We start from the raw sequence: 23,912 nt of genomic DNA, 5'->3' as shown, positions 1-23,912 counted from the left end.
CCCGCTAGAGTGCCGCACATGATGGGGTCAGGAGCGGTTCCCACCCGGCCAGGAGCCCGTGCGCAGCGGCGGGAGCTCGCGGACCTGCTGGCCGAGCGTGGCCCGGCGGCGTCCACCCTCTGCGCCGGATGGACGAACCATGATCTGGTGGCGCACCTGGTCACCCGCGAGCGGGTGCCGTGGGCCGCTCCCGGGCTCATCGTCGGTCGGCTGCACGGCATCACGGAGCGGGCCGAGCGGGCCACCATGCGGGCCCACACCTTTCCCGAGTTGGTCGAGACGTTCCGTGCCGGGCCGCCGTGGTGGCAGCCGACCCGCATCGGCCTGATCGACGATGCCATGAACCTGGTCGAGTTCTTCGTGCACGCCGAGGACATCCGCCGCGCCGCCCCTGGCTGGGAGCCTCGCGAGCTTGACACCAGAAGCCGTGACGCGATGTGGACCGCTCTGCTGCTGATCGGGTTCGCCGGGTTCCGGCGAGCCGGCCTGGGTGTCGTGGCGGAGCGTACGGACGCTCCTGGCCGGCGCGCCTTGCACGGCGGCGAGCCGGTGGTGGAGATCGTCGGGCCACCTGAGGAGATCGTGCTGTACGCGTTCGGGCGGGGCCAGGTCGCCCGGGTCGAGCTGCGCGGTTCCGACGCCGACATCGAGCGGTTCCGCGCGGCTCCCACCGGTCCCTAGCTCCCGGCGGCTGCGATCCGGGTGCGATCCGGTCGGAGCCGTGCCGCTATCGGGGCGGGGCGTTACCAGAGCGAGGCGTAGGTGGCCGCGCCAGCGGGATGCTCTGCCGGGTTCACCAGGGAGGAGTGCACGTTCCCGGGTGACGAATCGCTGAAGTACGTCTCGTAGGCGAGGATGTCGCGGTTCGCAGCGAACGTCTGGTACATGTTGCGGATGTACACCGGGTTGTCGCCGCCGGCCTCGCCGGCGCGGCCCGCCCCGGTATCACTCTTCCCGACGAGTCCCCATTCCGGGACCGAGAACTGCTTGCCGTGCTGGCGGGCGAACGCGATCGTCGAGCAGAGCCCGGCTTCGGCGTGACACTGGCTGGCGAAGGCAGCGTCGTCCGTGCTCGCCGGCCATTGGTCGTAGCTGTCGATGCCGATGATGTCGACGTACTGGTCACCGGGGTAGACGGCCCAGGCTCCGCTGCTGTGCGCATTCAGCGCCCAGTCGATGCGGGCCTGCGGATCCGTCGAGCGGATCGCGCTGACAACCTGGCGGAAGCAGTTCACCCAGGTGGTGGGGTTGGTCTTGGAGACCGACCACGGGAACCAGTCGCCGTTGAACTCCCAGGCGAGCCGGATGACGCTCGCCGGGCGGCCCTTCGCCACCAGCCACCGGCCGAAGTCCGCCCAGTGGCCGTTGTAGGCGCCGCTCGCGCAGGAGTTCATGTCCCCACCGCCCGTGGGGTAGAAGGACTGCGAGATGACCCAGGTGCCGGCGAAGGTCGAGAACTTCTCCGGGCCCGAGCCGAGCCACGGGTTCGTCATGGTCTGCCAGCTCGACCTGTCGGTGAAGGTGAGCACGACGTTGACCGGCGAGCCGCGGAAGCTCTCCCAGGCCCGTACCTGCGTCATCGTCCCCGCGGCGACGCCGCTCATGCCGCCGGGCACCGAACCGCCCCCACCACCGACGGGGATGACGGGCACTTGTACCGCGGGCTTCGTGACCCGGGCCGCGGCGCCGGGGGTCGTCGGCTTGGCGGCGGTCCGCGGGGCCGTACCGGCCGGGGCGCCTGCGGGCACCGGGGCGGGCGACGGCGAGCCGACGGTCGCGCGGGAGTTTCCGCCGGTCGTGCCCGCCGAGACGCTGGGGTGTACCTGGGGGTCATCGCCGTGTCGGGGCTTCCCGTGCTGGATGGCGGTGGCCTCGACTGTCGCCGAGCCCTCGCCCCCGGTGTCGCGTTCGGGGACAAGGGTCCACCCGACTACGGCAGCGATCAGAGCCATCACGCCCAGCGACGCGATCCAGGCAGGGTGACGCGGACGGCGGCGCCCACGCCGGGAACCGGATCGGACTCTCGGCGGGCTGGGATTGCCCTCCGCTCGGTGCTTCACCGCGGGTATCCCTCCGTGCGTGGCAGTGTCGTCAGGCCCCCCCGGGTCCCGGCTTCGGCACCGAAGCGGATGACCTCCATGTCGCACAGCAGCCTGAGACGGACCGGACCGACCTCCGGTCGCCCCCTCGACGCCGGCTGCCGTGTCTAGATAGTTCGGACAAGACACTACACCGACGTGCTAGGCCGACTTGTCGGAACTCGGGGGTTTCGGGCGGTGGGGCTCTCGGGTGGCGTGGAGCCCGGCTGGTCGGCACGCCGGTTGGTCGACACGCTGGCTGTGCCACAATGTGCGCGCGGAGCCTGGGATGTGCCTGGTGGTCCGCCCACCTCGCGTCACGGATCCCGCGCACGGGTCGGGGATCACGCGTCGCTGGAGTGTCGGCGGTGCCTGGTCGAGCGTCCCGGGGGTTATGCGGCCAGGCGCGGTGGCGGGGCCGTTCACCGGCTCGCCCGCCACGACGACAACAGGAGAGCACCCAATGTCCCAGCCACCCGAGTACCCTCCCGCCGACGGTCACGGCCAAGGGGGTTATGACCAGGGCGGCTACGGCCAGGGCGGCTACGGCCCTCCACCGCCCGGCTATGGACCCCCGCCCGGTGGGTACGGCGCGCCGCAGGGCTACGGTGCCCCGCTGGGATACGGCGGCCCGGGTGGGTTCGGCCCACCTCCGCCCTACAACCAGTCGATCCCGACCTACCTGTGGCAGTCGATCGTGGTCACCCTGCTGTGCTGTCTGCCCGCCGGTGTGGTGGCAATCGTCTATGCCACCAAGGTGCAGAGCCGCCAGCAGATCGGCGACATCAACGGCGCGCTGGACGCCTCCAAGAAGGCCAGGATGTGGTGCATCATCTCGGCCATCTCGATCATCGTGGTGTTCCTGGTCATCCTCGTCATCGGCTTGGCCGGCGGCTTCGAGACCGATTCCAGCACGTCGTATTCGACGCTCCCACCCGCTCGCATCTGAAGGAGCGTGGCCTGACCGAGAGTCAGGCTCTCGTCGTAACGGCCGTCGGCTTGGCTCGCTCGTCGGCTCGTCAGCCGATGGAGCTCCCGCCGCAGAGCCCCGCCATTACCGAGAGAGACGCGAGGAAGAGGAGGCCGAACACGAGTCCGGCCAGGCACCAGGCCAGGCTGCGACGCGATGCCCGGCGCGCCCCGGCGACGTCGTGGGCAAGGAGTCGATTCGACGCGCGCGAGGAGTTGATGATCCCCATCACGCCGAGCGGTGCGCACAGGAATGTCGTCAGGATCGCGAGAGCCAGGTAATTGCCGACCTTTGGCGTCGCCTCGGTCCCCGGCCGCTGCCGCGTCCGCGCGTGCCGTGGTGTCTGCGTGTGCCGCCGGAGCGTCTGGTGGGGTTCGGCGGGTCGGTGGGCCTGTGTTCCGGGCCAGCCCGGATGGGGGCCGGTGTCGTTGTGTCGATTCCGCGGGTAGCCGGTCGAGTAGTGATGTCCGCTCGAGTAGTAGTGGCCGCCGGTGTCCCCTGGCCCAGGCCGCCCCACGTTGTTCGTGTTCCACCGCAACGGTCCGGTCGGAGGCGGGCGGAGCTCCTCGTCCCAGCGGCTGCGGGGCCGATCGGTCCTCGGGCGACGCTGGGTGGTGCCGGTGGTGCCGGTGGTGCGGGATGACGGGTCGCTGATGCGTGAGCCCGACCGCGGGCCGGTGTTGGCCGCGGTCCAGGGATCCCAGCGGGCACCGGTGTCCGTCCGGCAACCGGCGTTCGTGCGGGCGCCGGTATTCGTCCGGCCGGTGTGGTTCGTCGATCCCGGGCCGCCCGCGTCCGGTGTCGGGGACGAGGGCGACCCGGTGAGGCGGGCGTCGTACTCGTCCCGCCACCTGTCGAGGATTTCGTGGGACACGGTGAGGAGCTGCATCGTGCGCATGGACTGTGCGTCCCGGCTGGCGGGATTATCCGGATGATGGGCCCGGACGCGGGCCCGGTACGTCCGGCGGATCTCCGCCCGCTCGGCGGTGCGCGCCACCCCGAGCACGGCGTAGGCGTCGACGCCACCGAGTTCGCGAACCAGCCGGTTGAGCGGGGTCAACGTCCGATCCGCTTGACGACGTCGCCGCGGTTCCGATCGGAAGGCACCATGCGAACCGCCATTCCCCGTCGTCGGCCGGGCGCCATCAGCGGTGATGATAGGCGATCCGTCCGCCATCAGTCCGTCATTCGTCTGCCTTTGGCAGATTCGTGCTGTCAGGCCGTGACGTCCCGGCGGGCCAGGCTCACCGCCCCGACCACCGCCGCACCGGCGGCATACAGACCTCCGACCAGCAGCACCGACCCGTAGCCGGCATCGGCGGTACCTCCCTGGCCGATCGCGTTGAAGACCAGTCCGGGAAAGACCCGGCCCGCTCCGCTCCAGGACTCCTGGACGATGTGCTCGATCGGAAACGTCCACGCGATCCCGACGGCGAGGGTGAGCGCCGTCGACCGCAGGACCAGCCCGAGCACGGTCCCGGCGAGTCCGAAGAAAACGGCGGCCACCAGCGCGTTCAGGTAGCTCGACGCCGCCTCCCCGAGCGCGTCGGCGCTCCACCATGCCGACGTGTCAATGTCCCGGATCCCGGCGACGGCCAGCCCGACGACGATGCTGACCACCAGCGCGGCGACGAGCGCCACCGCCACCGCCACCAGGGCGAGCATGACCGCCGTGCGTCCGGCGAGCCAACCCAGCCGCCGGGGCTCCCGTAGGAACAGGGTTCGCAGCGTCCCCTGGCTGTATTCGAGGGTGATGGCGAACCGGGCCCGCCAGTGGTTGTCATCATGGGAATCAGACTGGTGTGGCCGCCCCCTCACGTCGTCCGTCCAGCGGCGGCATCGTCGTACGCAATGTGACGCAGCACCGGGTCCGCCCGCCGGCCGGCCCGGGTGAACGCCAGGGTGGCCCGCAGCTCGTCCAGCTCGTCCAGCGCGTCGACGCTCGTCCGGCGGATGGCCTCCAGGGCCACCTGGGCCTGCTCGGGACGCCGGTCCAGCACATGCAGCGCCACCGCGGCCTGCAGGGAGATAATGGACAGACTGTGGCCCACGACGTCGTGGACCTCGCGAGCCATCCGCAGCCGTTCCTGTTCGATCCGGTGGCGGGTCGCCTCCTCCTTGGCCTGCGCAGAGGCGATGCGGTTGAGTCTGATCAAGGCGCCCACGAAGGCGGGGACGGTGCAGGACGCGACCGTCCCGATCATCGCGATGCCGAACTTCCAGCCGCCGTCGGCGTATCCCCGCAGGAGCGCGACGACCGAGCCGAGGAAGATCAGCAGAACGCAGACCCCCAGGGCTCGGCTCGTCGTCCGCTGGTCGTGGCGTAGCCCGACCGCGAGCCCGGACACGATCACGGGAAAGAACGCGGGGCCGTGCGGGTAGCCGGTGCCGAGGTAGCCGCCGAGGAGCAGGCTCGTGGCCATCAGCATGGCCAACGGAGCCCGGCGGCGCAGGGGGATGGCTGCGGCCAGCAGAGCGAGCAGCACGTAGGCGAAGGCATCCAACGGCCGGGAGGGGGGCACCTGGTCGGCACCAACCTCCCCGGAACCGCGGAGCAACGCCGCCGCGGTGAACGCGGTGAACAGGACGTCACCGATCACCGGGAAGATGCCGCGCCTGGCCTCTACCATCTCTCCGACGGTAGCGAGCCGCCGTCGTGCCGACATCCGCCACTGGACGTATCCGGCGTACGGGCCGGGACGCAGCCGGGAGCCGGGACGCAGCCGGGAGGAGGAAGCGTCCGGCCGGTGGTCGACCGGTTTCGACGTGTCCTTGCGATGCCCTTGTTACGGATTGTGTCCTTGTTACGGTTACGCTGCGGCCTGAGGGTGGCCGTCGCGGCCCGAGGGCTCACGACGGCCGGTGGCGGGGAGGTGCCAGGCGGATGATTCTCGCGATCGAAGGCGTCGACGGCGCGGGCAAGAACACGCTGACCGGGCGGCTGGTCGTCCGCCTCACCGCCGCCGGCCGCAGCGTCGCGACGCTCGCCTATCCCCGCTATGCGACTGAGCCCCTCGGCCCGGCGGTGCGCGGCCTGCTGGCCGGCGATCCGCGGCTTGCGCCGCTCGCGGCCTCCCCCCGGGCGAGCGCGATGATGTTCGCGCTCGACCGGGCCAACTCCCGTCCCGAACTCGACGCCCTCGTCCGTACGCACGATCTGGTGATCATCGATCGTTACGTGGCGTCGAACGCGGCGTACGGCGCGGCGCGGCTGCCGGCCACCGAGCGGGAGAGCTTTCCCGCCTGGATCGCCGAGCTGGAACTCGGCGCGCTCGCGCTGCCGGTGCCCGATCTCCAGGTCCTGCTGCGGATCCCGGTGGGGACGGCGCGGGCGGGTACGCTCGCCCGCGCCGGGGCCGACCGGGGGCGGGCGCTGGACACCTTCGAATCCGACGACGGGCTGCAGGAGCGGTGCGCGCGGATGTACAAGGAGCTGGCGGCCCGGAGTTGGGTCTCCCCGTGGCTGGTGGTGGACCGGGAGACTGGTGTCGACACGATCTGCGAACACCTCGCCACCCGGTAGGGACGCTACGGACAGTGAGACCATCCCGGGTTTCCCGGGTTTCCCGGGTTTCTGGGTTATGCAGGTTATGCGTTAGGCCGAGGCCAGCGCCTTGGCTCGCCGGGTGGCACGTTCCGTGGTCCGCGCCAGCTTCGCTTCCTGCTGCGTCGCGAGGGCGTCGAGCCCGGTGACGAAGGCGGAGACCTCCTCGCGGGCCTTCTCAGCCTCGCCATTCAGGCCCTCCAGGTCGAAGAACCGCCAGTGACGCAGGACCGGCAACACCACGTCGTCGTGGTGGATGCGCAGGTTGTAGATGCCGGCCCGGGCGATCTGGATCGCCTTGCGGCCGAAGTCACGGATGCCGGTGCCGGGCATCTGGAAGTTGACGAGCTCGTCGCGGATGGCCACCACGGTACGCGAGGGGTCGAGCTCCAGCGCCCCCGCGATCACGTTCCGATAGAAGATCATGTGCAGGTTCTCGTCCGTCGCCACCCGCGTGAGCAGCTTCTCGGCGATCGGTTCCCCGCAGAAACGGCCGGTGTTGCGGTGGCTCACCCGGGTCGCCAGTTCCTGGAAGGAGACGTACACCGTTGCCTCCAGCGGGGACTTGTTCCGGCTGTCGTAGCCCTTGCCCATCTGGTACATGCGGTTGCGTTCGAGGGCGATCGGGTCCACCGCCCGGGTGACCAGGAGGTAGTCGCGCATCGCTATGGAGTGGCGCCCCTCTTCGGCGGTCCACCGGTGCACCCAGCTTCCCCAGGCGCCGTCCTGGCCGAACGCGTCCGCGATCTCTCGGTGGTAGCTGGGCAGGTTGTCCTCGGTCAGCAGGTTGACCTCGAACGCGATCTGCGCGATCTGCGAAAGCTTCGACTGCCCGGGCTCCCAGGGGAGGCTGTCGAAGTCGCGGCCCTCGCCCCAGGGCACGTACTCGTGCGGCATCCATTCGGCAGCGACGCCGAGATGCCGGTTCAGGTTGGCCTCGGCGACGGGCTCCAGATCGCGTATCAGGTCGATGTCCGTGAGTGATTTCATTGGGGAACTGTTCCAGAGGGATCATGTGTTAACCATGTCCCACGGGTGTGGATTACCGAGCGTGGAACTGTTCCGCCGAGGCAGTGCCCGCTGCGGGACCGGGCCTCCTCGCCAGGCCCGGGCGGACAGTCCCGGCGCGCCCGGTCGGCATCCGGCTCACACCGAACTCTCATGGTGCTCGGATGAACTCGATGCGGACGATGCTGGCATCGCCGTCCACATCGCCGTCCACCCGCCACATCGAGGTCGCCTCCAGGGAGCCGGACATGTCCACTGCCCCGCGTGTGCTGGTCGTCGACGATGAGCCGAACATCGTCGATCTGCTGCGGATGGCGTTACGTTTCCACGGTTTCGACGTCCTGACCGCGACCACCGGTCGGGCGGCGCTTGGGTTGGCCGTCGCGGCCCGGCCGGATCTGATGATCCTTGATGTGATGCTGCCCGACATCGACGGCTTCGAGATCTGCCGGAGGTTGCGCGCGGACGGGCACCCGGTACCCGTCGTCTACCTGAGCGCGCGCAACGCTCACCGGGACAAGATCGCCGGCCTCACCTACGGCGGCGACGACTACGTCACCAAGCCGTTCGCCGTCGACGAGCTCGTCGCCCGGGTCCGGGCCGTGCTGCGCCGGACGTCACCTCCGCCGGCCGAACCGGCACCCGCGCCGCCGTCCCCGCTGCGGTTCGCCGACGTGGAACTCGACCCGGACGCCCATCTCGTCCGCCGCGCCGGGGAGCCGATCGAGCTGTCGCCGACGGAGTTCTCCCTGCTGCGGTACTTCCTGACCAACCCTAACCGGGTGCTGTCCAGGACCCAGATCCTCGACGCGGTGTGGAGCTACGACTACGCGGGCGAGTCGACCATCGTGGACCAGTACGTCAGCTACCTGCGGCGCAAGCTCGGCCGGCACGGCCCGTCCCTCATCCACACCCAGCGCGGTTTTGGCTACGTGCTGCGCCTTCCGGTGGCGGGGTCCAACCGGTGACGCTCCGCCTGAAGCTGATGTCCGGCCTGATCGCGCTGACCGCACTGGGACTGGTAATCGTGGGTGGGGCGAGCGTGTTCGCGCTGCGTGCCTACCTGGACGACCGGATCGACCAGCAGCTCACCCGCGCGCGGGTGCTGGGCGGCCTGCCGGCCGCTGTCTATCTGTCCCGGTGGGAGGCGCTGGGCCGGGGTGGAGCGGGCCGTGGCGCCGACCGACTACCTGGTGGAGATCCGGCGGACGGACGGGACGATGCTGCGCATCGTGGGTTCGGTGACTCCCACGCCGCCGGCCACGCCCCTGCTGGACGCCGCCGGGGACCGGGGTGCCGCACCGTTCACCGTCATCGCCGACCGGGAGCGGTACCGAGCGGTCGTCCGGGACAGTCCGCGCGGGCCGCGGGTCCTCGTCGCGCTGCCGCTGAAGCCGGTCACGGAGACGGTCCACCGACTGGTGATGATCGAAGTTGCGGTGGGTCTCACGGTGCTTGCCGCGATCGCCGTGCTCGCCTGGGTGTGGCTGACCCGTGGCCTGCGTCCACTGCGTCAGATGATCTCCACCGCGTCGGCGATCGCCGGGGGGGGGGGATCTCGACCGGCGGGTGCCGGCGGGGTCGGCCCGTTCGGAGACCGGTCAGCTCGCCACGGCCCTCAACACGATGCTCGGCCAGATCCAGGCCGCGTTCGCCGCCCGGGTCGCATCCCAGGAGCAGCTCCGCCGCTTCGCCGCCGACGCCTCCCACGAGCTGCGGACGCCGTTGACCTCGATCCGCGGCTACGCCGATCTGCTGCGCGGCGGAATGGTGACGGCGGTCGACGCGGATGACGCGCTACGCCGGGTCCAGGAGGAGGCCGCCCGAATGAGCACCCTTGTCGACGACCTGCTGTACCTGGCCCACCTCGACGAGCAGCGACCGATGCGGCGGGCCGAGATCGACCTCGCCGGGCTCGTCCGCGACGCCGTCGCCGACCTGCGGGTCGCGGCCCCCGAGCGCCCGGTGAGCGCCGAGCTCCCGGCGAGCTGCGTCGTCCTCGGCGACGAGAACGCGCTGCGCCAGCTCGCCGGCAACCTCCTGACCAACGCCCGCGTCCACACCCCGCCCGAGACGCCGATCGAGGTGCGGCTGCAGGCGCTGCCGGCGGACGCTGCGCCGACTGGCCCCGCCGGTCCCGGGACCCCCGGGGGCGCGGAGCTTCACGTCATCGACCACGGGCCGGGCATGCCACCGGAGGTCGCCGAGCACGTGTTCGACCGCTTCTACCGGGCCGCGGACAGCCGGGCCCGGGGGCATGGTGGCAACGGGTTGGGGCTGTCCATCGTCGCGGCGACCGCTGCCGCCCACGGCGGCCGGGTCGAGGTGTCCAGTGCCGTCGGCGCCGGCACGGTCTTCCGGTTCCTGCTGCCGGTGCCGGTGCCGGAGGCGGCATCGTGGAGCCGGTAACGGACATCATCTTCGTGTGCCGTAGTACCACAGCCGTAGTGATCTCTATGTGGTCTCTTTCCGGCGCATCGGTCTTCAGTACTGATACGGCCAGGGAACAGGCCCGCGCCTATCTGGAGAGCCTGCTGTCGCGTACAGAGTGTAAGAACGGGTGGACCCTCGCTGAGTAAGGGGCGTGGACATCCACCGTCCGTGAAGGTTGGCAGCCTGGTACCGGCGTCATCCCAGTGATTCAGGCGAAGCGCCGAGGCGCCACGCGGCGTCCGGAGGCTTCAGGGTACTGGCAGTCAGGGTACCGGCAGTCAGGGTACCGGCAGTCAGGGTACCGGCAGATTGTGGTTCCCGGCGACGGGCCTGCGACTTCCGTCGTTGCCCGGCGCCGGTGCGCCGTATAGCGCGGCGAGCGCGCCCACGGCGCGCGTCATCGCCTCGCGTAGCTCCGGGGGGTGGAGCACCTCCAGATCCGGGCCGAGTACGAGCAGCTCGCGCTCGGCGTGCCGGACGGACTCGATCGGCACGACCGCGCGTACCCAGCCGTCCTCCTCCGGTGCGCTCGCCGTCTCCCGGACGGCGCGGGCGACCGCCGGGGGGAGCCGGAAGGGGGCCATCGTCACGCCGGTCGGGGAAAGCCGCACGGTCGCCCGCGCCCGGTAGACCTCGGATTCGTAGCGGGCCGTCCAGCCGGCCCAGTAGGCACCGAGGTCGAAGCCATGCGGCCGTTCGAACGTCTCGGTGGTCGTCTCAAGGCTGAGGATCTTCGCGACCCGGTACACCCGGGGCAGAGTGGCCGGCCCGTCCGCCGGTTCCGTGCCTCCGCTGCCGTCCGCACTCTCGGTGGCGCCTGCGGCTCGGGTGCCGTCAGGGTCTCGGGTGCTGCCAGCGTCCTCGGCCAGGCCTACGCCCTGGGTGCCGTGTGCGACGTTGGCGACCAGGTACCAGGTGCCGCCTTTGAGGACCACGCCGAGCGGTTCGAGGTGCCGGATGATCTCGCGGGGGGCCGCCAACGCCGGTAGGCGACCCGGACGCGGCGCTGCTCCCACACCGCCGCTGCCACCTCGGTCAGCAGCGGCGTGTCCTCGGTGGCCCGAAACCAGCCGGGCGCGTCGAGATGGAAGCGCTCCCGCACCCGGCCGGCCCGTTCGCGCAGCTGCTCGGGCAGCGCCGCCATCAGCTTCAGTTCCGCCGCCGCGAGCATCGTGCCGAGCCCAAGCTCGCCGGCGGCCGCCGGCATGCCGGCGAGGAACAGGGAGTCGGCCTCGCCGGAGGTCAACCCGGTCAGCCGGGTGCGGAAGCCGTCGAGCAGCCGGTACCCGCCGGTGGCACCGCGGTCTGCCAGCACCGGAACCCCGGCCTCGGCGAGGGACTCCAGATCCCGGTAGACCGTCCGCACGGAGACCTCGAGCTCGTCGGCGATCTCACGCGCCGTGAGCCGCCCACGGGTCTGCAACAGCAGCAGGACGGAGAGGAGCCGGCTGGCACGCATGCCCGATTCCCCCCGGGCCATACCTGCCAGGAGAAGTCAGGTATGGCTTCGAGGATGGGATCCGACGCATCGACACCGGAACGCGAAGGAGATCGCCATGGTGGGAACGGACCCGGCTCGGGAGACGGGTGTGGACAGGACCGGGGACACGGCCGCTACCGGTGCGGCGGCTGGGTCCGCAAGTGCTGGCTTCGCGAGTGACGCGGCGGTGACCTGGGCCGGGCTGATGCTCGACTGTCCGGACGCGAAGGAGCTCGCGACCTTCTACGGCACGTTGACCGGCTGGGGCGTCGCCGGTGCCGACGACGAGGGGGCCTGGGCATACCTCACCCCACCGGGGACCGAGATCATGATCGGTTTCCAGCGGGTGGCGGGCTACCAGCCGCCGCGCTGGCCGGACCAGGACTCCCCGCAGCAGTTCCACCTGGATTTCCGGGTCGCCGGCCTGACGGCCGCCATCGCCCTGGCGGAAGGCCTCGGGGCGAGGCAGGCCGAGTTCCAGCCGGGCGGGGACCGGTGGCGGGTGCTTCTCGACCCGGTCGGTCACCCGTTCTGCCTCTGCCCGCCAGCCGCCGCCGGCTGACCGCCGAGCCGCCCGTGCTGGTCAGGGCAGGTCGCTGGTCAGGGCAGGTTGTACAGGTTGTAGACGCGGCGGGCGTTGTCCGCGCAGATGAGCCGGGCGACCCGCTCGGTGTCCGCCGCGGTCCAGGCGTCGTCGGCGACTCCCGCCGCGAGGAACGCCGACAGCCCACGCCGGAACAGGACGGCCCCGAGCAGGTACAGCTCGCCGAGCGCGAAGGCGTCGGTGGAGAAGAGGAACTTGCCGAACGGGGCGAGTTCGAGTGCCTGCGCGAGCAGGCCGGCCGAGCCGCGGCCGCAGTTGTGGATGGCGAGCCCGAGGTCAAGGTAGATGTTCGGGAACACCTGGGCCAGGTAGCCGGCCTCCCGGTGGAACGGGTAGCAGTGCAGCAGCAGCACACTGACCTCGGTCGGTGCTATCGCCCGCAGCAGGCCGGTGAGTAGCAGTGGGTTGCCCCGGCGCAGGTCGATGTCGCTGTCCCCGTATCCGACGTGGATCTGGATGGGGAGCCGCGCGTCGACCCCGCACCAGATGAGGAAGGCATGCAGGGTGGGGTCGGTCAGCCGGATCGGGGCGCCGGCGCGGATCTCGTGGATCCAGCCGCGAGCGGCGGCGGCGACCTCGCGGTCGGTCGGTCGCTGCGCGGGCAGCTCCAGGCCGCCGCGGTAGGCCGCGACCGACTTCACCGCGACCATGGTGGGGCGGGTGGATTCGAGCCGGGCCCGCACGGTGTCGGCGAGGTGGGTCATGCCGATCTGCCCGGTGATGACGTCGACCGCAGCCTGCTCGGCGACCCGCTCCAACCGCACCACGTCCACGCCGCGTCCGCCGGCGAGCTCGGCCAGCTCCGCGGCGCTGGTCAGCGGCTCCGGTTGGAATCCGGCGTCAACGCAGAACGTGGTGATCCCGCAGGCACGCAGCAGCCGCCGGTGCACCTCGGCGTGGCCAAGCTCCGCCCGGCGTTCGAGGTAGTCTTCCGGCGCGGCATGCGCCGGCAGGTCGAGCACCGGCGCGCACCAGCGCCGCAGGGCGAAGCCGATCTGGCTGTCGAACAGCGTCGTCCCCGGTGGTCCGGGGTGTTCCGCCTCGGTGATCATGCTTTCGAATTCCGGGCGAGTCAGATCGCGGCCGACCAGACCATGGCAGTGATGGTCGACGAGCTCGTGATCTACGAAAGGTTCCACCGGGCGGCCCACCCATCGATGATCCCCCCTGGAAGGTGGGGTCATGCCTGACCGTACTGGACACACTCGGTTATCCCCAAGTCCACGGCAGGCCTGTGGATAACTTGTGGATTACTCCTGGCTTCCTGGGGACAGTCGTTCCGAAAGTCGATGATGTTGCCGTGTTTTCATCTCTTCTTGCGTCGGCGTCAACTGTGGACAACGCTCGGAGCGCTTGTTGTGAACAGCTGGCTTCTCCTTCGATCCGGCCGAATTTTGTTGCTCTCCGTAACATCGCGGGAGAGTGAGGCGCCGCCCTGCCGTACGCCCCGCCCGGCGTCCGGCAGGCGTACGCGCGACCATGGGGACAGGGGAGACCCGTGGGGAAGGTGAGGATGAACGAGCCTGCGTTGGACGAGTTCGCCCCTCGGATCATCGCCGGAGAGGATCGTAGGCGTGATCGGCTCGCCTCGGCGGCCCGGCATGCGGCGACGAACCTGGAGGTACGCGGCGTCGTCTGTGTTGCGGTGACCTACGTCGACAACAGCGGCATCACTCGGATGAAGGGGGTGCCGATCGGCCGGCTCGGCACGGCGGCGGTGTGGGGCGTTGGCGTGTCGCCGGTGTTCGACGTGTTCGGTGCCGATGACTCGATCACGACAGGGCGCTACGCTGGAGGTCCCGTCGGGGATCTGCGGCTGCATCCCGACCTGGACCGGCTGACACCCCTCGCCGCCCAGCCCGGCTGGGCCTGGGCCCCCGCCGACCGTCGCGACCAGGACGGCCGACCACACCCGCAGGACGGCCGGGAACTCGTCCGCCTCCAGACGGCCCTGCTCGCCGAGCACGGCCTGACGGCGATGATGGCGTTCGAGGTCGAATGGGCCGTCTCCCCGGCCGGTTCCGACGAGTTCGCCCCGGCCGCTTCCGGGCCGGCGTACGGGACGATCAGGGTGGCCGAACTCGGTGACTACCTGCGGGACGTGGTCACCGCGCTCACCGAGGAGGGGCTGGTCGTCGAGCAGATCCATCCCGAGTACGCGGTCGGTCAGTTCGAGGTGTCCGTCGCCGCGCAGGATCCCCTCGGCGCCGCCGACACGTGCGTGCTGGTCAAGGAGACGGTGCGCGGCGTCAGCAGGCGCCATGGCCTGCGCGTCTCGTTCGCCCCCAAGGTTCTCGTCGACAACGTGGGCAACGGCGGCCACGTGCATCTGAGCCTGTGGAGCGACGCTCCCGACCGGCCGCCGGCCCCGCCCCGGCCCACGGCCTCGGGCGGAGGCCCGGGTGGGGCGAACTCCGGTGGCCCGTACCCGGGTGGCCCGTACCCGGGTGGTCTGGCCCGGACCGGTGGGGGCTCCGCCCGCCCGGGCCGGATCAACCTCATGGCGGGTGGCAACGGGCCGCTCGGACTGACCGCTGCCGGGGAGGCGTTCGCCGCCGGGATCCTCGGCCGGCTGCCGGCGCTGATGGCTCTCGGCGCCCCGAGCGTTGCCTCCTACCTGCGACTGGTGCCATCGACGTGGGCGGGTGTCCACGCTTGCTGGGGTCGGGAGAACCGGGAGGCCGCGTTGCGTATGATCCCTGGGCCGCCGGCCGCGGTCGGCCAGGCGGCGAACCTGGAGGTGAAATCCTTCGACCTCGCCGCGAATCCTTACCTTCTGGTGGCCGGTCTGCTGGCCGCCGGGCAGGCGGGGCTAGCGGCGGCGGCCACGTTGCCGGAGCCGGTGGACGTTGACCCGGCCTCGCTCGACCCCGCCGAACGGGCCCGCCGCGGCATCCGGCGCCTGCCCACCAGCCTGAGCGAGGCGGTCGCCGCCTTCGAGGTCGACGAGGTGTTGCACCGCGCCCTGGGACGGGAGCTGCACGACACGGTCGCCGCCGTCCGGCGCGCGGAGATCGACCGGTTCGCCGAGGCCGACCCGGCCGCCGTCGTCGCGGCGACCCGTTGGCGGTACTGACCTGCCGGCGGTGCTGACCGGGTATCAGCCCACCCGGCGCAGTCCGGCCGCGGCGGCGGCCCGCTCCAGGTCCTCGACGCCGAAGGCGTCGACCGGGCCAAGCGCGCCGGCGCGGGCGACGGTGCCCGCGGCGAGATGTCCCGCCATCCATGCCATGATCCGAGCGGTGAAGGCGTAGGGGTCGCGACCTTCCAGCCGCACGGTGGCGAGTTCCCGGCCGGTGGCGTCCCGGGCGAGCGCGAACACCTGCGCCCCGGCGCGGGCACGCGCCGCCCGGTCCGGTCCGCGGCCGGTCGTCCGCAGGGCGGACCGGGCGGCGGCGGCCAGCAGCGCCCGGCTCGGTGGGAAACGACGCAGCCCGGACAGGGGGAACGACAGTGCCTGCCCCACGCGGATGCCGCGGTCGACGCCGCCGATGTACGTCGCGACGTCGGTCAGCGCCGGTGCGAGCCGGGGCAGGGTGAACGGCTCCCCTCCCGACCACAGCACAGCCGGGTGTCCCCGCCGGCAGCCCGACCCGCCGGTGACCTTGCCGGACGATCGGAAGGACCGCACCTCGCGGGCGAGCGGGCGCTCGACGAGGACGCCGCCGCGCAGCACGATGACGGGCTCGGTCAGCGCGGCCAGCAGGGTTGCCCGCGTTCCGCTGCTCATCCCGAGAGCGCCCATGACGAGGTAGCCGACGTCGAGGCGGCGGGCTTCGCCGCCGGCCGCCTGCAGGGCCAGTGCTCCGGCGAGGTTGCCGGGGACGAAGTCGAAGCCGGCGCCGGGGATCAACGCCGCCCCGGACGCCGCCGCTCGCGGGCCGACCTCGGTGAAGACGTGCCGCAGGAACGCGCCCTCCCCGGAACAGTCCAGGTAGTGCGCGCCGACCGCGGCCGCCGCCGCCACGACCGGTCGCCCGAACCGGCGGAACGGGCCCACCGTGGAGACGAGCACGTCCCCGGTGCCGAGCCCGAGCAGGCGGGCCAGCGACGCGCCGTCGGCCGCGTCCCGAGCCTCCATCCGGTCGGCCACGCCAGCCACGCCAGCCACGGCGGTCTCCAGGCCGTCGTAGGCGGCAGCGAGGGCACGGACCCTGGTCTCCGTGCGGCCGGCGAGGACAGGTCGGTGCCCGGCAGCCACGAGTTCCGCGGTCACCAGCCGGCCGGTGTAACCGGTCGCGCCGAACACTACGATACGGGCCGTCATGGGTCCCGACGTTATGCCCATCTGTCGAAGGTGGCCCTTGAGACGTTACTTTGGCACGCAAGGGCCTGCACACCCCACAATGATGCGCACCCGTCCGAGGAGGCGCGTGTGCGTAAGGTACTGGTTGCAAATCGTAGCGAGATCGCCGTCCGTGTTTTCCGAGCCGCTCAGGAACTGGGCCTGCGCACGGTGGCGGTCTACACGCCCGAAGACGTTTCCGCGCTGCACCGGACAAAGGCGTCCGAGGCCTACGAGATCGGTGGCCCCGGGCACCCGGTGCGCGGATACCTGGACATCGATGCCCTGCTCACCGTGGCCAAGCAGGCGGAGGCCGACGCGCTGCACCCCGGCTACGGCTTCCTGTCGGAGTCGGCGGTGCTCGCCGATGCGTGCGCCACCGCCGGCGTCACCTTCGTCGGACCGCCCCCGGCGGTCCTGCGGCTGACCGGAGACAAGGTCGCCGCCCGGGACGCCGCGCTGGCCGCTGGGCTGCCGGTGCTGCGCGCCTCGGTGCCGCTGCCGGAGGGCGCCGGGGCGCTCGCCGCCGCCGAGGAGATCGGCTTCCCGCTGTTCGTCAAGGCCTCCGCCGGTGGTGGGGGGCGCGGCCTGCGGCGGGTGGAACGCCCCGCCGACCTCGCCGACGCGGTGGCGAGCGCGTCCCGGGAGGCCGCCGCCGCCTTCGGGGACGGCACGATCTTCCTGGAGCAGGCGGTGGACCGGCCGCGCCACATCGAGGTCCAGATCCTGGCCGACGCCTACGGCAACATCATCCATCTGTACGAGCGGGACTGCTCGGTGCAGCGCCGGCACCAGAAAGTCGTGGAGATCGCCCCGGCGCCGCAGCTCGACGAGGCGGTACGGGCGAGCATCTGCGCCGACGCGGTGCGGTTCGCCCGGCATGTCGGCTATGTCAATGCGGGCACGGTCGAGTTTCTTCTCGGCGCCGACGACCGGTACACGTTCATGGAGATGAATCCCCGGATCCAGGTCGAGCACACGGTCACCGAGGAGGTCACCGGGGTTGATCTGGTTGCGGCGCAGCTGCGGATCGCCGATGGGGAGAGCCTGGCCGGCCTCAACCTCATCCAGGAGCAGATCGTCCTGCGCAGCACCGCCATCCAGTGCCGGGTCACCACCGAGGATCCCTCGGATGGCTTCCGGCCCGACACCGGGACGATCAGCTTCTACCAGTCACCCGGCGGTCCGGGGGTGCGCCTCGACGGCGCCACGTACCCGGGGGCCGAAGTCAGCCCGTACTTCGACTCGTTGCTGGTGAAGCTGACGACCCGGGGTAACACGCTGGAGAAGGCTGCGCGGCGCGCCCGGCGGGCGCTGAACGAGTTCCGGGTCCGCGGGGTGCGCACGAACATCGACTTCCTGGTGCGGCTCCTCGCTGACCCCGGCTTCCTCGCCGGCGGGGTGAGCACGTCGTTCATCGATGAACGGCCGGAGCTGCTCGCTCCCGGCAAGGGGGCGGACCCGACCAGCCGGCTGCTGGCTCGCCTCGCCGAGAGCACGGTGAACGGATTCCCGCGCCCGGCGGTCGCCCTGACCGACCCCCGGGAGTTGCTGCCGCCCGCGCCCGCACAGGTGGCGGCGTCCGGCGGCACGCAGCCGCCGGCGGCGGGATCCCGGCAGCTGCTGACGGAGCTCGGGCCGGCGGGCTGGGCGGCGTGGCTGCGCGCCCAGGAGGCGCTGGCCGTCACCGACACCACCCTGCGTGACGCCCACCAGTCGCTGCTGGCCACGAGGCTGCGCAGCTTCGACATCCTGGCGGCCGCCCCGTCGTACGCCGCGCTGACGCCGAACCTGCTGAGCCTGGAGGCCTGGGGCGGGGCGACCTACGATGTTGCGCTGCGCTTTCTCGCGGAGGATCCGTGGGAGCGGCTCGCCGCGCTGCGCCAGGCCGCGCCGAACATCTGCCTGCAGATGCTGCTGCGGGGGCGCAACGCGGTCGGGTACACCCCCTACCCGGACGACGTCGTCCGGGCGTTCGTCGCCGAGGCCGCAGCGACCGGCGTCGACATCTTCCGGATCTTCGATGCGCTGAACGACATCGAGCAGATGCGCCCGGCGATCGAGGCGGTGCTCGGTACCGGGGCGATCGCCGAAGGGACGCTCTGCTACACTGGCGACCTCTCCGACCCGGCGGAGCGGATCTACACCCTCGACTACTACCTGCGCCTCGCCGAAGAGCTCGTCGAGGCGGGTGTGCATGTGCTCGCCGTGAAGGACATGGCGGGACTGCTGCGCCCGGCGGCGGCGGCCACGCTGGTGACGGCCCTGCGGGAGCGTTTCGACCGGCCCGTCCACCTGCACACCCACGACACCGCGGGCGGCCAGCTCGCCACCCTGCTCGCGGCGTCCGCGGCCGGGGTGGACGCGGTGGACGCCGCCGCCGCGCCGATGTCCGGCGGCACCAGCCAGGTCAACATGTCCGCGCTGGTGGCGGCGACCGACCACACTCCCCGGGCGACCGGCATCGCGCTGTCCGCGCTGTCCGCGATGGAGCCGTACTGGGAGGCCGTGCGCGACCTCTACGCCCCGTTCGAGGCGGGGCTGCGGGCCCCGACCGGGGCCGTGTACCGGCACGAGATTCCCGGCGGCCAGCTGACGAACCTGCGTCAGCAGGCGATCGCGCTGGGACTGGGGGACCGGTGGGCCGAGGTCACCGAGTGCTACGCGATCGCCAACGAGCTGCTCGGCAAGCCCATCAAGGTGACGCCGACCAGCAAGGTCGTCGGTGACCTGGCTCTGTTCATCGCCGGCGGATCCGTCGACGTGGACCGGTTGCGTGCGCATCCCGAGGAGTTCGACCTGCCGGCCAGCGTGCTCGGCTACCTCGCGGGCGAACTCGGCACGCCGCCGGCAGGCTTCGCCGAACCGTTCCGGGAACGGGCGCTGGCCGGGCGCCGTCCGTCGCCGCCGTCCGTCGACCTCGACGCGGCGGACGCCGACGAGCTCTTCTTCCCGGGGGCCCGGCGGGTGGCCCTGTCCAGGCTGCTCTTCCCCGGCCCGTGGAAGGACTATCTGCGGGCGGTGGACGCCTACGGGGACTCCTCCGTGGTCCCCACCGACGGCTTTTTGTACGGGTTGCGGCCTGGCGTTCCGCTCACCGTCACCCTGGAGCCCGGAGTAGAGATCATCGTGGAGCTGGAGACGCTCTCCGAACCGGACGACTCCGCGATGCGCACCCTGTACCTGCGGGTCAACGGCCAGCCCCGGCCGGTGCGGGTCCGGGACGCGTCCATCACGGCCACCACCACGGCGGCCCGTCGGGCAGACGCCACCGATCCGAACCAGGTGGGCGCCGGGCTGCCGGGCATCGTCACGTTCAGCGTCGCGGTGGGCGACACGGTGACGAAGGGCCAGCGGCTGGCGGTGGTGGAGGCGATGAAGATGGAGGCCGCGGTGACCAGCCCGGTGGGCGGGACCGTCGTGGAGCTCGTCCGTTCCAGCGGCGACTCGGTCGAGGTCGGCGACCTGCTGCTTACTCTGCGTCCCTGATCTCGCCGGTCGGGGCCCGCCTCCGCGGGGGTGTCGTGGCCGGGGGCATCCCGGCCACGTTCCTCGCCTCCCGGTCCGGGCGGAAGACCCAGGCGCGTAGCAGAAGGAACCGGATGACCGTGGAGGCCAGGTTCGCCAGCACCAGCACGGAGAGTTCGAGGCCGCGGCCGGGGTTCGTGCTCGCCGCGTGCAGGAGCGCGAGCGAACCGCTGGTCAGGCCGAGGCCGACGGCGAACACCACCAGGCCCTGCAGATGGTGGCGACCGGCGCGCCGCGGACCGGTGAGACCGAAGGTCAGCCGCCGGTTCGCCGCGGTGTTCGCGACCGCCGTGAGAAGCAGCGACAGCAGGTTCGCGATCTGCGCCCCGGTGACTGTCCGCAGCAGGACGAAGAGCACCAGATAGGACAGCGTGCTGGCGACCCCGATCGCGGCGAATCGCAGGAGCTGACCGGCGAGTCCCTTCGGTACCCCCGGGACCTCGACGACCTTGCCCTCCTCGGCGTGGCCGGCGGTGAGCGGACCTCGGCCGAACTCCTGGTGCAGCTTGGCGAGCGGCAGCTTTCCGCTGCCGAACGCCCGCAAGAGGCGGACCACACCCTTCAGGTCGGCGATGGCCGTGGCGAGGACGTCGACGCGGCTGTCCGGATCATCGATCCAGTCGACCGGGACCTCGTGGATGCGCATCCCGGCCCGTTCGGCCAGGACGAGCAGTTCGGTGTCGAAGAACCAGCCGCTGTCCTCCACCAGGGGTAGCAGGCCCGCCGCGGCGTCGGCGCGGATCGCCTTGAAGCCGCACTGCGCGTCGGAGAACCGGGCCGCCAGGGTTCTGCGGAGGATCAGGTTGTAGCAGCGGGAGATCACCTCCCGGCGCGGTCCCCGCACGACCCGGGAGGCGGGGGAGAGCCGGGTGCCGATCGCGAGATCCGAGTGGCCGCTGATGAGCGGAGCCACCAGGGGCAGCAGCGCGGCGAGGTCGGTCGACAGGTCGACGTCCATGTAGGCGAGCACCGGTGCGGGCGAGAGGCCCCAGGCCGCCCGCAGTGCCCGGCCGCGGCCCTTGGCCTCGAGGTGGATCGCGGCGACCTCGGGGAGTTCCTTCTCCAACGCCTGGGCGATGGCCAGGGTGCCGTCGGTGCTGGCGTTGTCGGCGATCGTGATCTGAAGGGGTACGGGAACATCCCGGTCAGGTGGGCATACAGCCGTCGGACGCAGGGGGCGAGGTCGTTCTCCTCGTTGTACACGGGGATGACGACGTCCAGCACCGGGCGCGGCCGGCCGCCGTCCGGCCCGAGCCACCCGGGATGATGATGTTGAACGGGAATGCTCTCCCCGGTGCTCCCGGTCGTCTCGAAGGTCCCGGTCATTCCGGTCGTCCCGGAGGTCTCGGTCGTCCCGGAGGTCTCGGTCGTCCCGGAGATCACGGTCGTCGAGGAAGGCATCCGTGTCATCGTCATGCTCTCCACCCTCGGTTCGGGAGCTGTGCCGCTCGTGTGCCGATGCTGTGCGCCTGCTGTGAGCGCAGGCCGGGCTGAGGACCGCCTCGGTGGTTGTGGTTGTGGTGCGGAGCGGATTGGAACCATAACTGTGAGGCATCGCGTCGGCGAGGCATCGCGCCAACGCGGTGACGCCCACCAGGAGGATCGCGACGGCGATCGCAGCATCCTGGTGGGCGTCGCGTTCACCCGTGGCCCACGGGCTGGACGCCCGTCCGCGTCAGGCCACCGTGGCGTCAGGCAGTGACGCCGGTGCCCGTCGTGGAGCCGGTGGTGGCGCCGGTCTTCGGTGCGGTCAGGTCGTAGAGGGTCACGCCGTCGACCGTCTTCGAGGTGAAGTTCTCCGTCACCCAGCTGGAGATCTCCCGTGAGGACGAGCTACCGCCGTTGGCCTGACCGAAGCTGCCGCCGCCGCCGCCGATGAAGTAGTGGATCTTTCCTTCGGCGACGTACTGCTTGAACTGCGCCAGGGTGGGCGATGGGTCGCTCCCGTTGAACCCGCCGACCGGCATGACCGGGTCCTGGGTCGCGAGCTGGTATCCGGCCGCGCTGTTCGAACCGACCGCGGCGGCGACCCAGGTGTAGGAGTCCGCGTTCTGCCTGAGCAGCTTCACGATCGCGTCGCTGGGAGTGACGGCGCTGAGTAGACCGCCTGGGCCACCGCCCCGGCTCTCCCGCCCGCCGAGGATCCCGTTCCCCAGCGCGCTGGTTCCGGTCCCGGCACCACCACCGGCCTGGCCGGGCATGCCGCCCTGGCCGCCGGGCATCTGCTGCCCACCGCCGGGGAAGGCCCCGCCGGGGAAGATTCCACCGCCCTGTGGGCCGCCCTGTGGGCCGCCCTGTGCCCCGCGGCCCATCCCCTGCGGCGGGAAGCCCCGCTGACGGCCGGCCTGCAGGCCGCCCTGGCCCATGCGGAAGAAGCGGCTGCCACCCGGCCCACCGAAGCCGGCGCCGGCGGGACCCGCCGCCGGGATCGAGCCGGTGTGCGGGGTCGCCGCGGTGGCGATGGCATACGAGCCGGGTCCGAGGAGCCCGGCGACCAGCGCCACGGCGGCGACGCCGAGCGCGGCCCGCCGCGGCAGTCGGATGGCCGCGAGGAACCCGAGCGCCGCGATGATCCCGGCGACGAGCACGGCGTACCGGATCCACGGATGCCACTGGGGGGTGCGGTTCAACAGGGTGTAGCACCAGGCGGCGGTGGCGGCCATCGTGGCAGCCGAGACCACGGCGGCGGCGGGATGCCGGCGATGACGCCAGAGCAGCGCGCAGCCCATCCCCACCAGGGCACCGACCGCCGGGGCGAGCGCCACCGTGTAGTAGGCGTGGAAGATGCCCTTCATCTGGCTGAAGACGATGCCGGTGACGAGCAGCCAGCCGCCCCAGAGGAGGAAGGCGGCGCGGGCGCGGTTCGTCCGCGGGGCGCGCCGGGTGATCCACAGGCCGGCGACGAGCAGGATCAGTGCCGTCGGGAGCAGCCAGGAGATCTGACCACCGACTTCCGAGCCGAACATGCGGGTCCAACCGGCCTGGCCCCACATGCCGCCCCCGCGGCCGCCCGGACCTCCGGGGCCGAAGAGGACCGTGCCGCCGCCGGGAGCGGCGCCTGCCGCGCCGTTCCCGACGGATTCCGGCAGGCCGCCCATCCGGCCGCCCCGGCCACCGCCAACGCTGCCGGTCTCGTTGCCGGTAAGTCGGCCGAGTCCGTTGTAGCCGAGGGTGAGCTCCAGCAGGCTGTTGTGCTGTGAACCCCCGATGTAGGGGCGGGAGGACGCCGGGACGAACTCCACGATCGCGATGAAGAGGCCGGCGGGGATCAGCAGTCCGAGCCCCGCGGCCAGGGTCTGCCGGACGCGCCGCCAGAACGAGGTCGGCGCGGTCACCAGGTACACCAGTGCGAAGACGGGGACGACGAGCAGCGCCTGCAGCAGCTTCGTCAGGAAGGCGAAGCTGACCAGGACCCCGGCGAACACCAGCCAGCGGGTGCTCGCCTGCTCGATCGCCCGCAACGTCGCGTAGGCCGCGGCGACCAGGAGCAGCACGAGCAGGGCGTCCGGGTTGTTGAACCGGAACATCAGAGCCGCGACCGGGGTCAGGGCCAGCACCGCGCCGGCAAGCAGGCCCGCACCGGCGGAGAACTGCCGCCGCACGGTCTGGTAAAGCAGGCCGACGGTGGCGACACCCATCAGTGCCTGGGGCACGAGGATGCTCCAGGCGCTCAGGCCGAAGATCCGGGCAGACAGCGCCATGACCCACAGGGAGACCGGCGGCTTGTCGACCGTGATTGAGTTGGCGGCGTCCGAGGAACCGTAGAAGAACGCCTCCCAGCTCACCGAGCCGGCCTGGACCGCAGCCGAGTAGAACGCGTTCGCCCACCCCGACGCGCCGAGGCCCCACAGGTAGAGCACACCCGTGCCCACCAGCAGGGTGACCAGTGCTGGTCGGACCCAGCGGGCGTCCTCGGCGGATACGTCTTCGGCGGATACGAGGCCACCGGAGCCGCCGACCGGGAGCCCGGTCTCGGTGGGGG

General features: G+C 71.6%; 17 protein-coding genes and 2 pseudogenes. 8 read left to right on the top strand and 11 right to left on the bottom strand.

What is annotated here, in order from left to right; all coding sequences use genetic code 11:
• Positions 1–18 precede the first annotated feature (18 nt).
• The gene (locus tag AC08OX_RS05130; protein ID WP_476606755.1) at positions 19–681 is read left to right on the top strand and encodes a TIGR03085 family metal-binding protein; all 663 of its coding nucleotides are present in this window, start codon (positions 19–21) and stop codon (positions 679–681) included.
• 62 nt (positions 682–743) lie between these two features.
• On the opposite strand, the gene AC08OX_RS05125 is transcribed toward AC08OX_RS05130, so the two are convergent.
• Complete coding sequence (locus AC08OX_RS05125; RefSeq protein WP_476606754.1) at positions 744–2,060, bottom strand: glycoside hydrolase family 26 protein; 1,317 nt, start codon at positions 2,058–2,060, stop codon at positions 744–746.
• 481 nt (positions 2,061–2,541) lie between these two features.
• Between AC08OX_RS05125 and AC08OX_RS05120 the strand changes: the two genes are divergently transcribed.
• Positions 2,542–3,027: a CD225/dispanin family protein gene (locus AC08OX_RS05120; RefSeq protein WP_476606753.1), complete on the top strand. Its 486-nt coding sequence runs from the start codon at positions 2,542–2,544 to the stop codon at positions 3,025–3,027.
• Between the two features lie 70 nt (positions 3,028–3,097).
• Here the strand turns inward: AC08OX_RS05120 and AC08OX_RS05115 are convergent, their stop codons facing one another.
• The 3 genes from AC08OX_RS05115 to AC08OX_RS05105 all read right to left on the bottom strand — a co-directional run bounded on the left by AC08OX_RS05115 (position 3,098) and on the right by AC08OX_RS05105 (position 5,678).
• Positions 3,098–4,108: a CD225/dispanin family protein gene (locus AC08OX_RS05115; protein WP_476606752.1), complete on the bottom strand. Its 1,011-nt coding sequence runs from the start codon at positions 4,106–4,108 to the stop codon at positions 3,098–3,100.
• Positions 4,109–4,263: 155 nt separating this feature from the next.
• Positions 4,264–4,866 (bottom strand): hypothetical protein, encoded by a 603-nt coding sequence (locus AC08OX_RS05110; RefSeq protein WP_476606751.1) that lies wholly within the window; start codon positions 4,864–4,866, stop codon positions 4,264–4,266.
• The gene (locus tag AC08OX_RS05105; protein WP_476606750.1) at positions 4,863–5,678 is read right to left on the bottom strand and encodes a histidine kinase; all 816 of its coding nucleotides are present in this window, start codon (positions 5,676–5,678) and stop codon (positions 4,863–4,865) included. Before AC08OX_RS05105 ends, AC08OX_RS05110 begins: the two co-directional genes overlap by 4 nt.
• 254 nt (positions 5,679–5,932) lie before the next feature.
• Between AC08OX_RS05105 and AC08OX_RS05100 the strand changes: the two genes are divergently transcribed.
• Positions 5,933–6,571 carry a dTMP kinase gene (locus AC08OX_RS05100; protein ID WP_476606749.1) on the top strand — a complete coding sequence of 213 codons (639 nt, stop codon included), beginning with the start codon at positions 5,933–5,935 and terminating at the stop codon, positions 6,569–6,571.
• A gap of 72 nt (positions 6,572–6,643) precedes the next feature.
• Here AC08OX_RS05100 and AC08OX_RS05095 read toward each other — a convergent pair whose 3' ends face one another.
• Positions 6,644–7,582, bottom strand: coding sequence for an acyl-ACP desaturase (locus tag AC08OX_RS05095; RefSeq protein ID WP_011434772.1), 939 nt, complete (start codon positions 7,580–7,582; stop codon positions 6,644–6,646).
• Positions 7,583–7,848: 266 nt separating this feature from the next.
• Between AC08OX_RS05095 and AC08OX_RS05090 the strand changes: the two genes are divergently transcribed.
• Entirely contained in the window at positions 7,849–8,568 is a 720-nt protein-coding gene (locus tag AC08OX_RS05090) for a response regulator transcription factor (RefSeq protein ID WP_476606748.1), read from the top strand.
• 218 nt (positions 8,569–8,786) lie between these two features.
• Here AC08OX_RS05090 and AC08OX_RS05085 read toward each other — a convergent pair whose 3' ends face one another.
• Positions 8,787–9,002: a hypothetical protein gene (locus AC08OX_RS05085; protein ID WP_476606747.1), complete on the bottom strand. Its 216-nt coding sequence runs from the start codon at positions 9,000–9,002 to the stop codon at positions 8,787–8,789.
• A gap of 167 nt (positions 9,003–9,169) precedes the next feature.
• Between AC08OX_RS05085 and AC08OX_RS05080 the strand changes: the two genes are divergently transcribed.
• A complete protein-coding gene (locus AC08OX_RS05080; RefSeq protein ID WP_476606746.1) occupies positions 9,170–10,009 on the top strand; it encodes a sensor histidine kinase in 840 nt (279 codons plus the stop codon).
• 317 nt (positions 10,010–10,326) lie between these two features.
• Here AC08OX_RS05080 and AC08OX_RS05075 read toward each other — a convergent pair.
• Positions 10,327–11,492: pseudogene (locus tag AC08OX_RS05075) on the bottom strand (helix-turn-helix transcriptional regulator).
• A 97-nt stretch (positions 11,493–11,589) separates the two neighbouring features.
• Here AC08OX_RS05075 and AC08OX_RS05070 point away from each other — a divergent pair.
• Positions 11,590–12,075: a VOC family protein gene (locus tag AC08OX_RS05070; protein ID WP_476606745.1), complete on the top strand. Its 486-nt coding sequence runs from the start codon at positions 11,590–11,592 to the stop codon at positions 12,073–12,075.
• Positions 12,076–12,113: 38 nt separating this feature from the next.
• On the opposite strand, the gene AC08OX_RS05065 is transcribed toward AC08OX_RS05070, so the two are convergent.
• Positions 12,114–13,268 carry an amidohydrolase family protein gene (locus AC08OX_RS05065; protein ID WP_476606744.1) on the bottom strand — a complete coding sequence of 385 codons (1,155 nt, stop codon included), beginning with the start codon at positions 13,266–13,268 and terminating at the stop codon, positions 12,114–12,116.
• A 362-nt stretch (positions 13,269–13,630) separates the two neighbouring features.
• On the opposite strand from AC08OX_RS05065, the gene AC08OX_RS05060 reads away from it, so the two are divergent.
• Positions 13,631–15,193 (top strand): type I glutamate--ammonia ligase, encoded by a 1,563-nt coding sequence (locus tag AC08OX_RS05060; RefSeq protein WP_476606743.1) that lies wholly within the window; start codon positions 13,631–13,633, stop codon positions 15,191–15,193.
• 24 nt (positions 15,194–15,217) lie between these two features.
• Here the strand turns inward: AC08OX_RS05060 and AC08OX_RS05055 are convergent, their stop codons facing one another.
• Positions 15,218–16,384 (bottom strand): saccharopine dehydrogenase NADP-binding domain-containing protein, encoded by a 1,167-nt coding sequence (locus tag AC08OX_RS05055; RefSeq protein ID WP_476606742.1) that lies wholly within the window; start codon positions 16,382–16,384, stop codon positions 15,218–15,220.
• A gap of 108 nt (positions 16,385–16,492) precedes the next feature.
• Here AC08OX_RS05055 and AC08OX_RS05050 point away from each other — a divergent pair, with 108 nt between their 5' ends.
• Positions 16,493–19,891, top strand: coding sequence for a pyruvate carboxylase (locus AC08OX_RS05050; RefSeq protein WP_476606741.1), 3,399 nt, complete (start codon positions 16,493–16,495; stop codon positions 19,889–19,891).
• Here the strand turns inward: AC08OX_RS05050 and AC08OX_RS05045 are convergent.
• Together AC08OX_RS05045 and AC08OX_RS05040 are read right to left on the bottom strand one after the other, a co-directional pair.
• Positions 19,875–21,256: pseudogene (locus tag AC08OX_RS05045) on the bottom strand (bifunctional glycosyltransferase family 2/GtrA family protein). The gene AC08OX_RS05050 and the pseudogene AC08OX_RS05045 sit on opposite strands and share 17 nt — an antisense overlap.
• Before the next feature lie 365 nt (positions 21,257–21,621).
• A partial coding sequence (locus AC08OX_RS05040) for an ArnT family glycosyltransferase (RefSeq protein WP_476606740.1) occupies positions 21,622–23,912 on the bottom strand: 2,291 nt, incomplete at its 5' end.

This window comes from Frankia sp. CoBUL1, assembly GCF_978021245.1.
The sequence above is the reverse complement of the archived record's forward strand: the minus strand, read 5'-3'. Positions and strand labels throughout refer to the sequence as shown.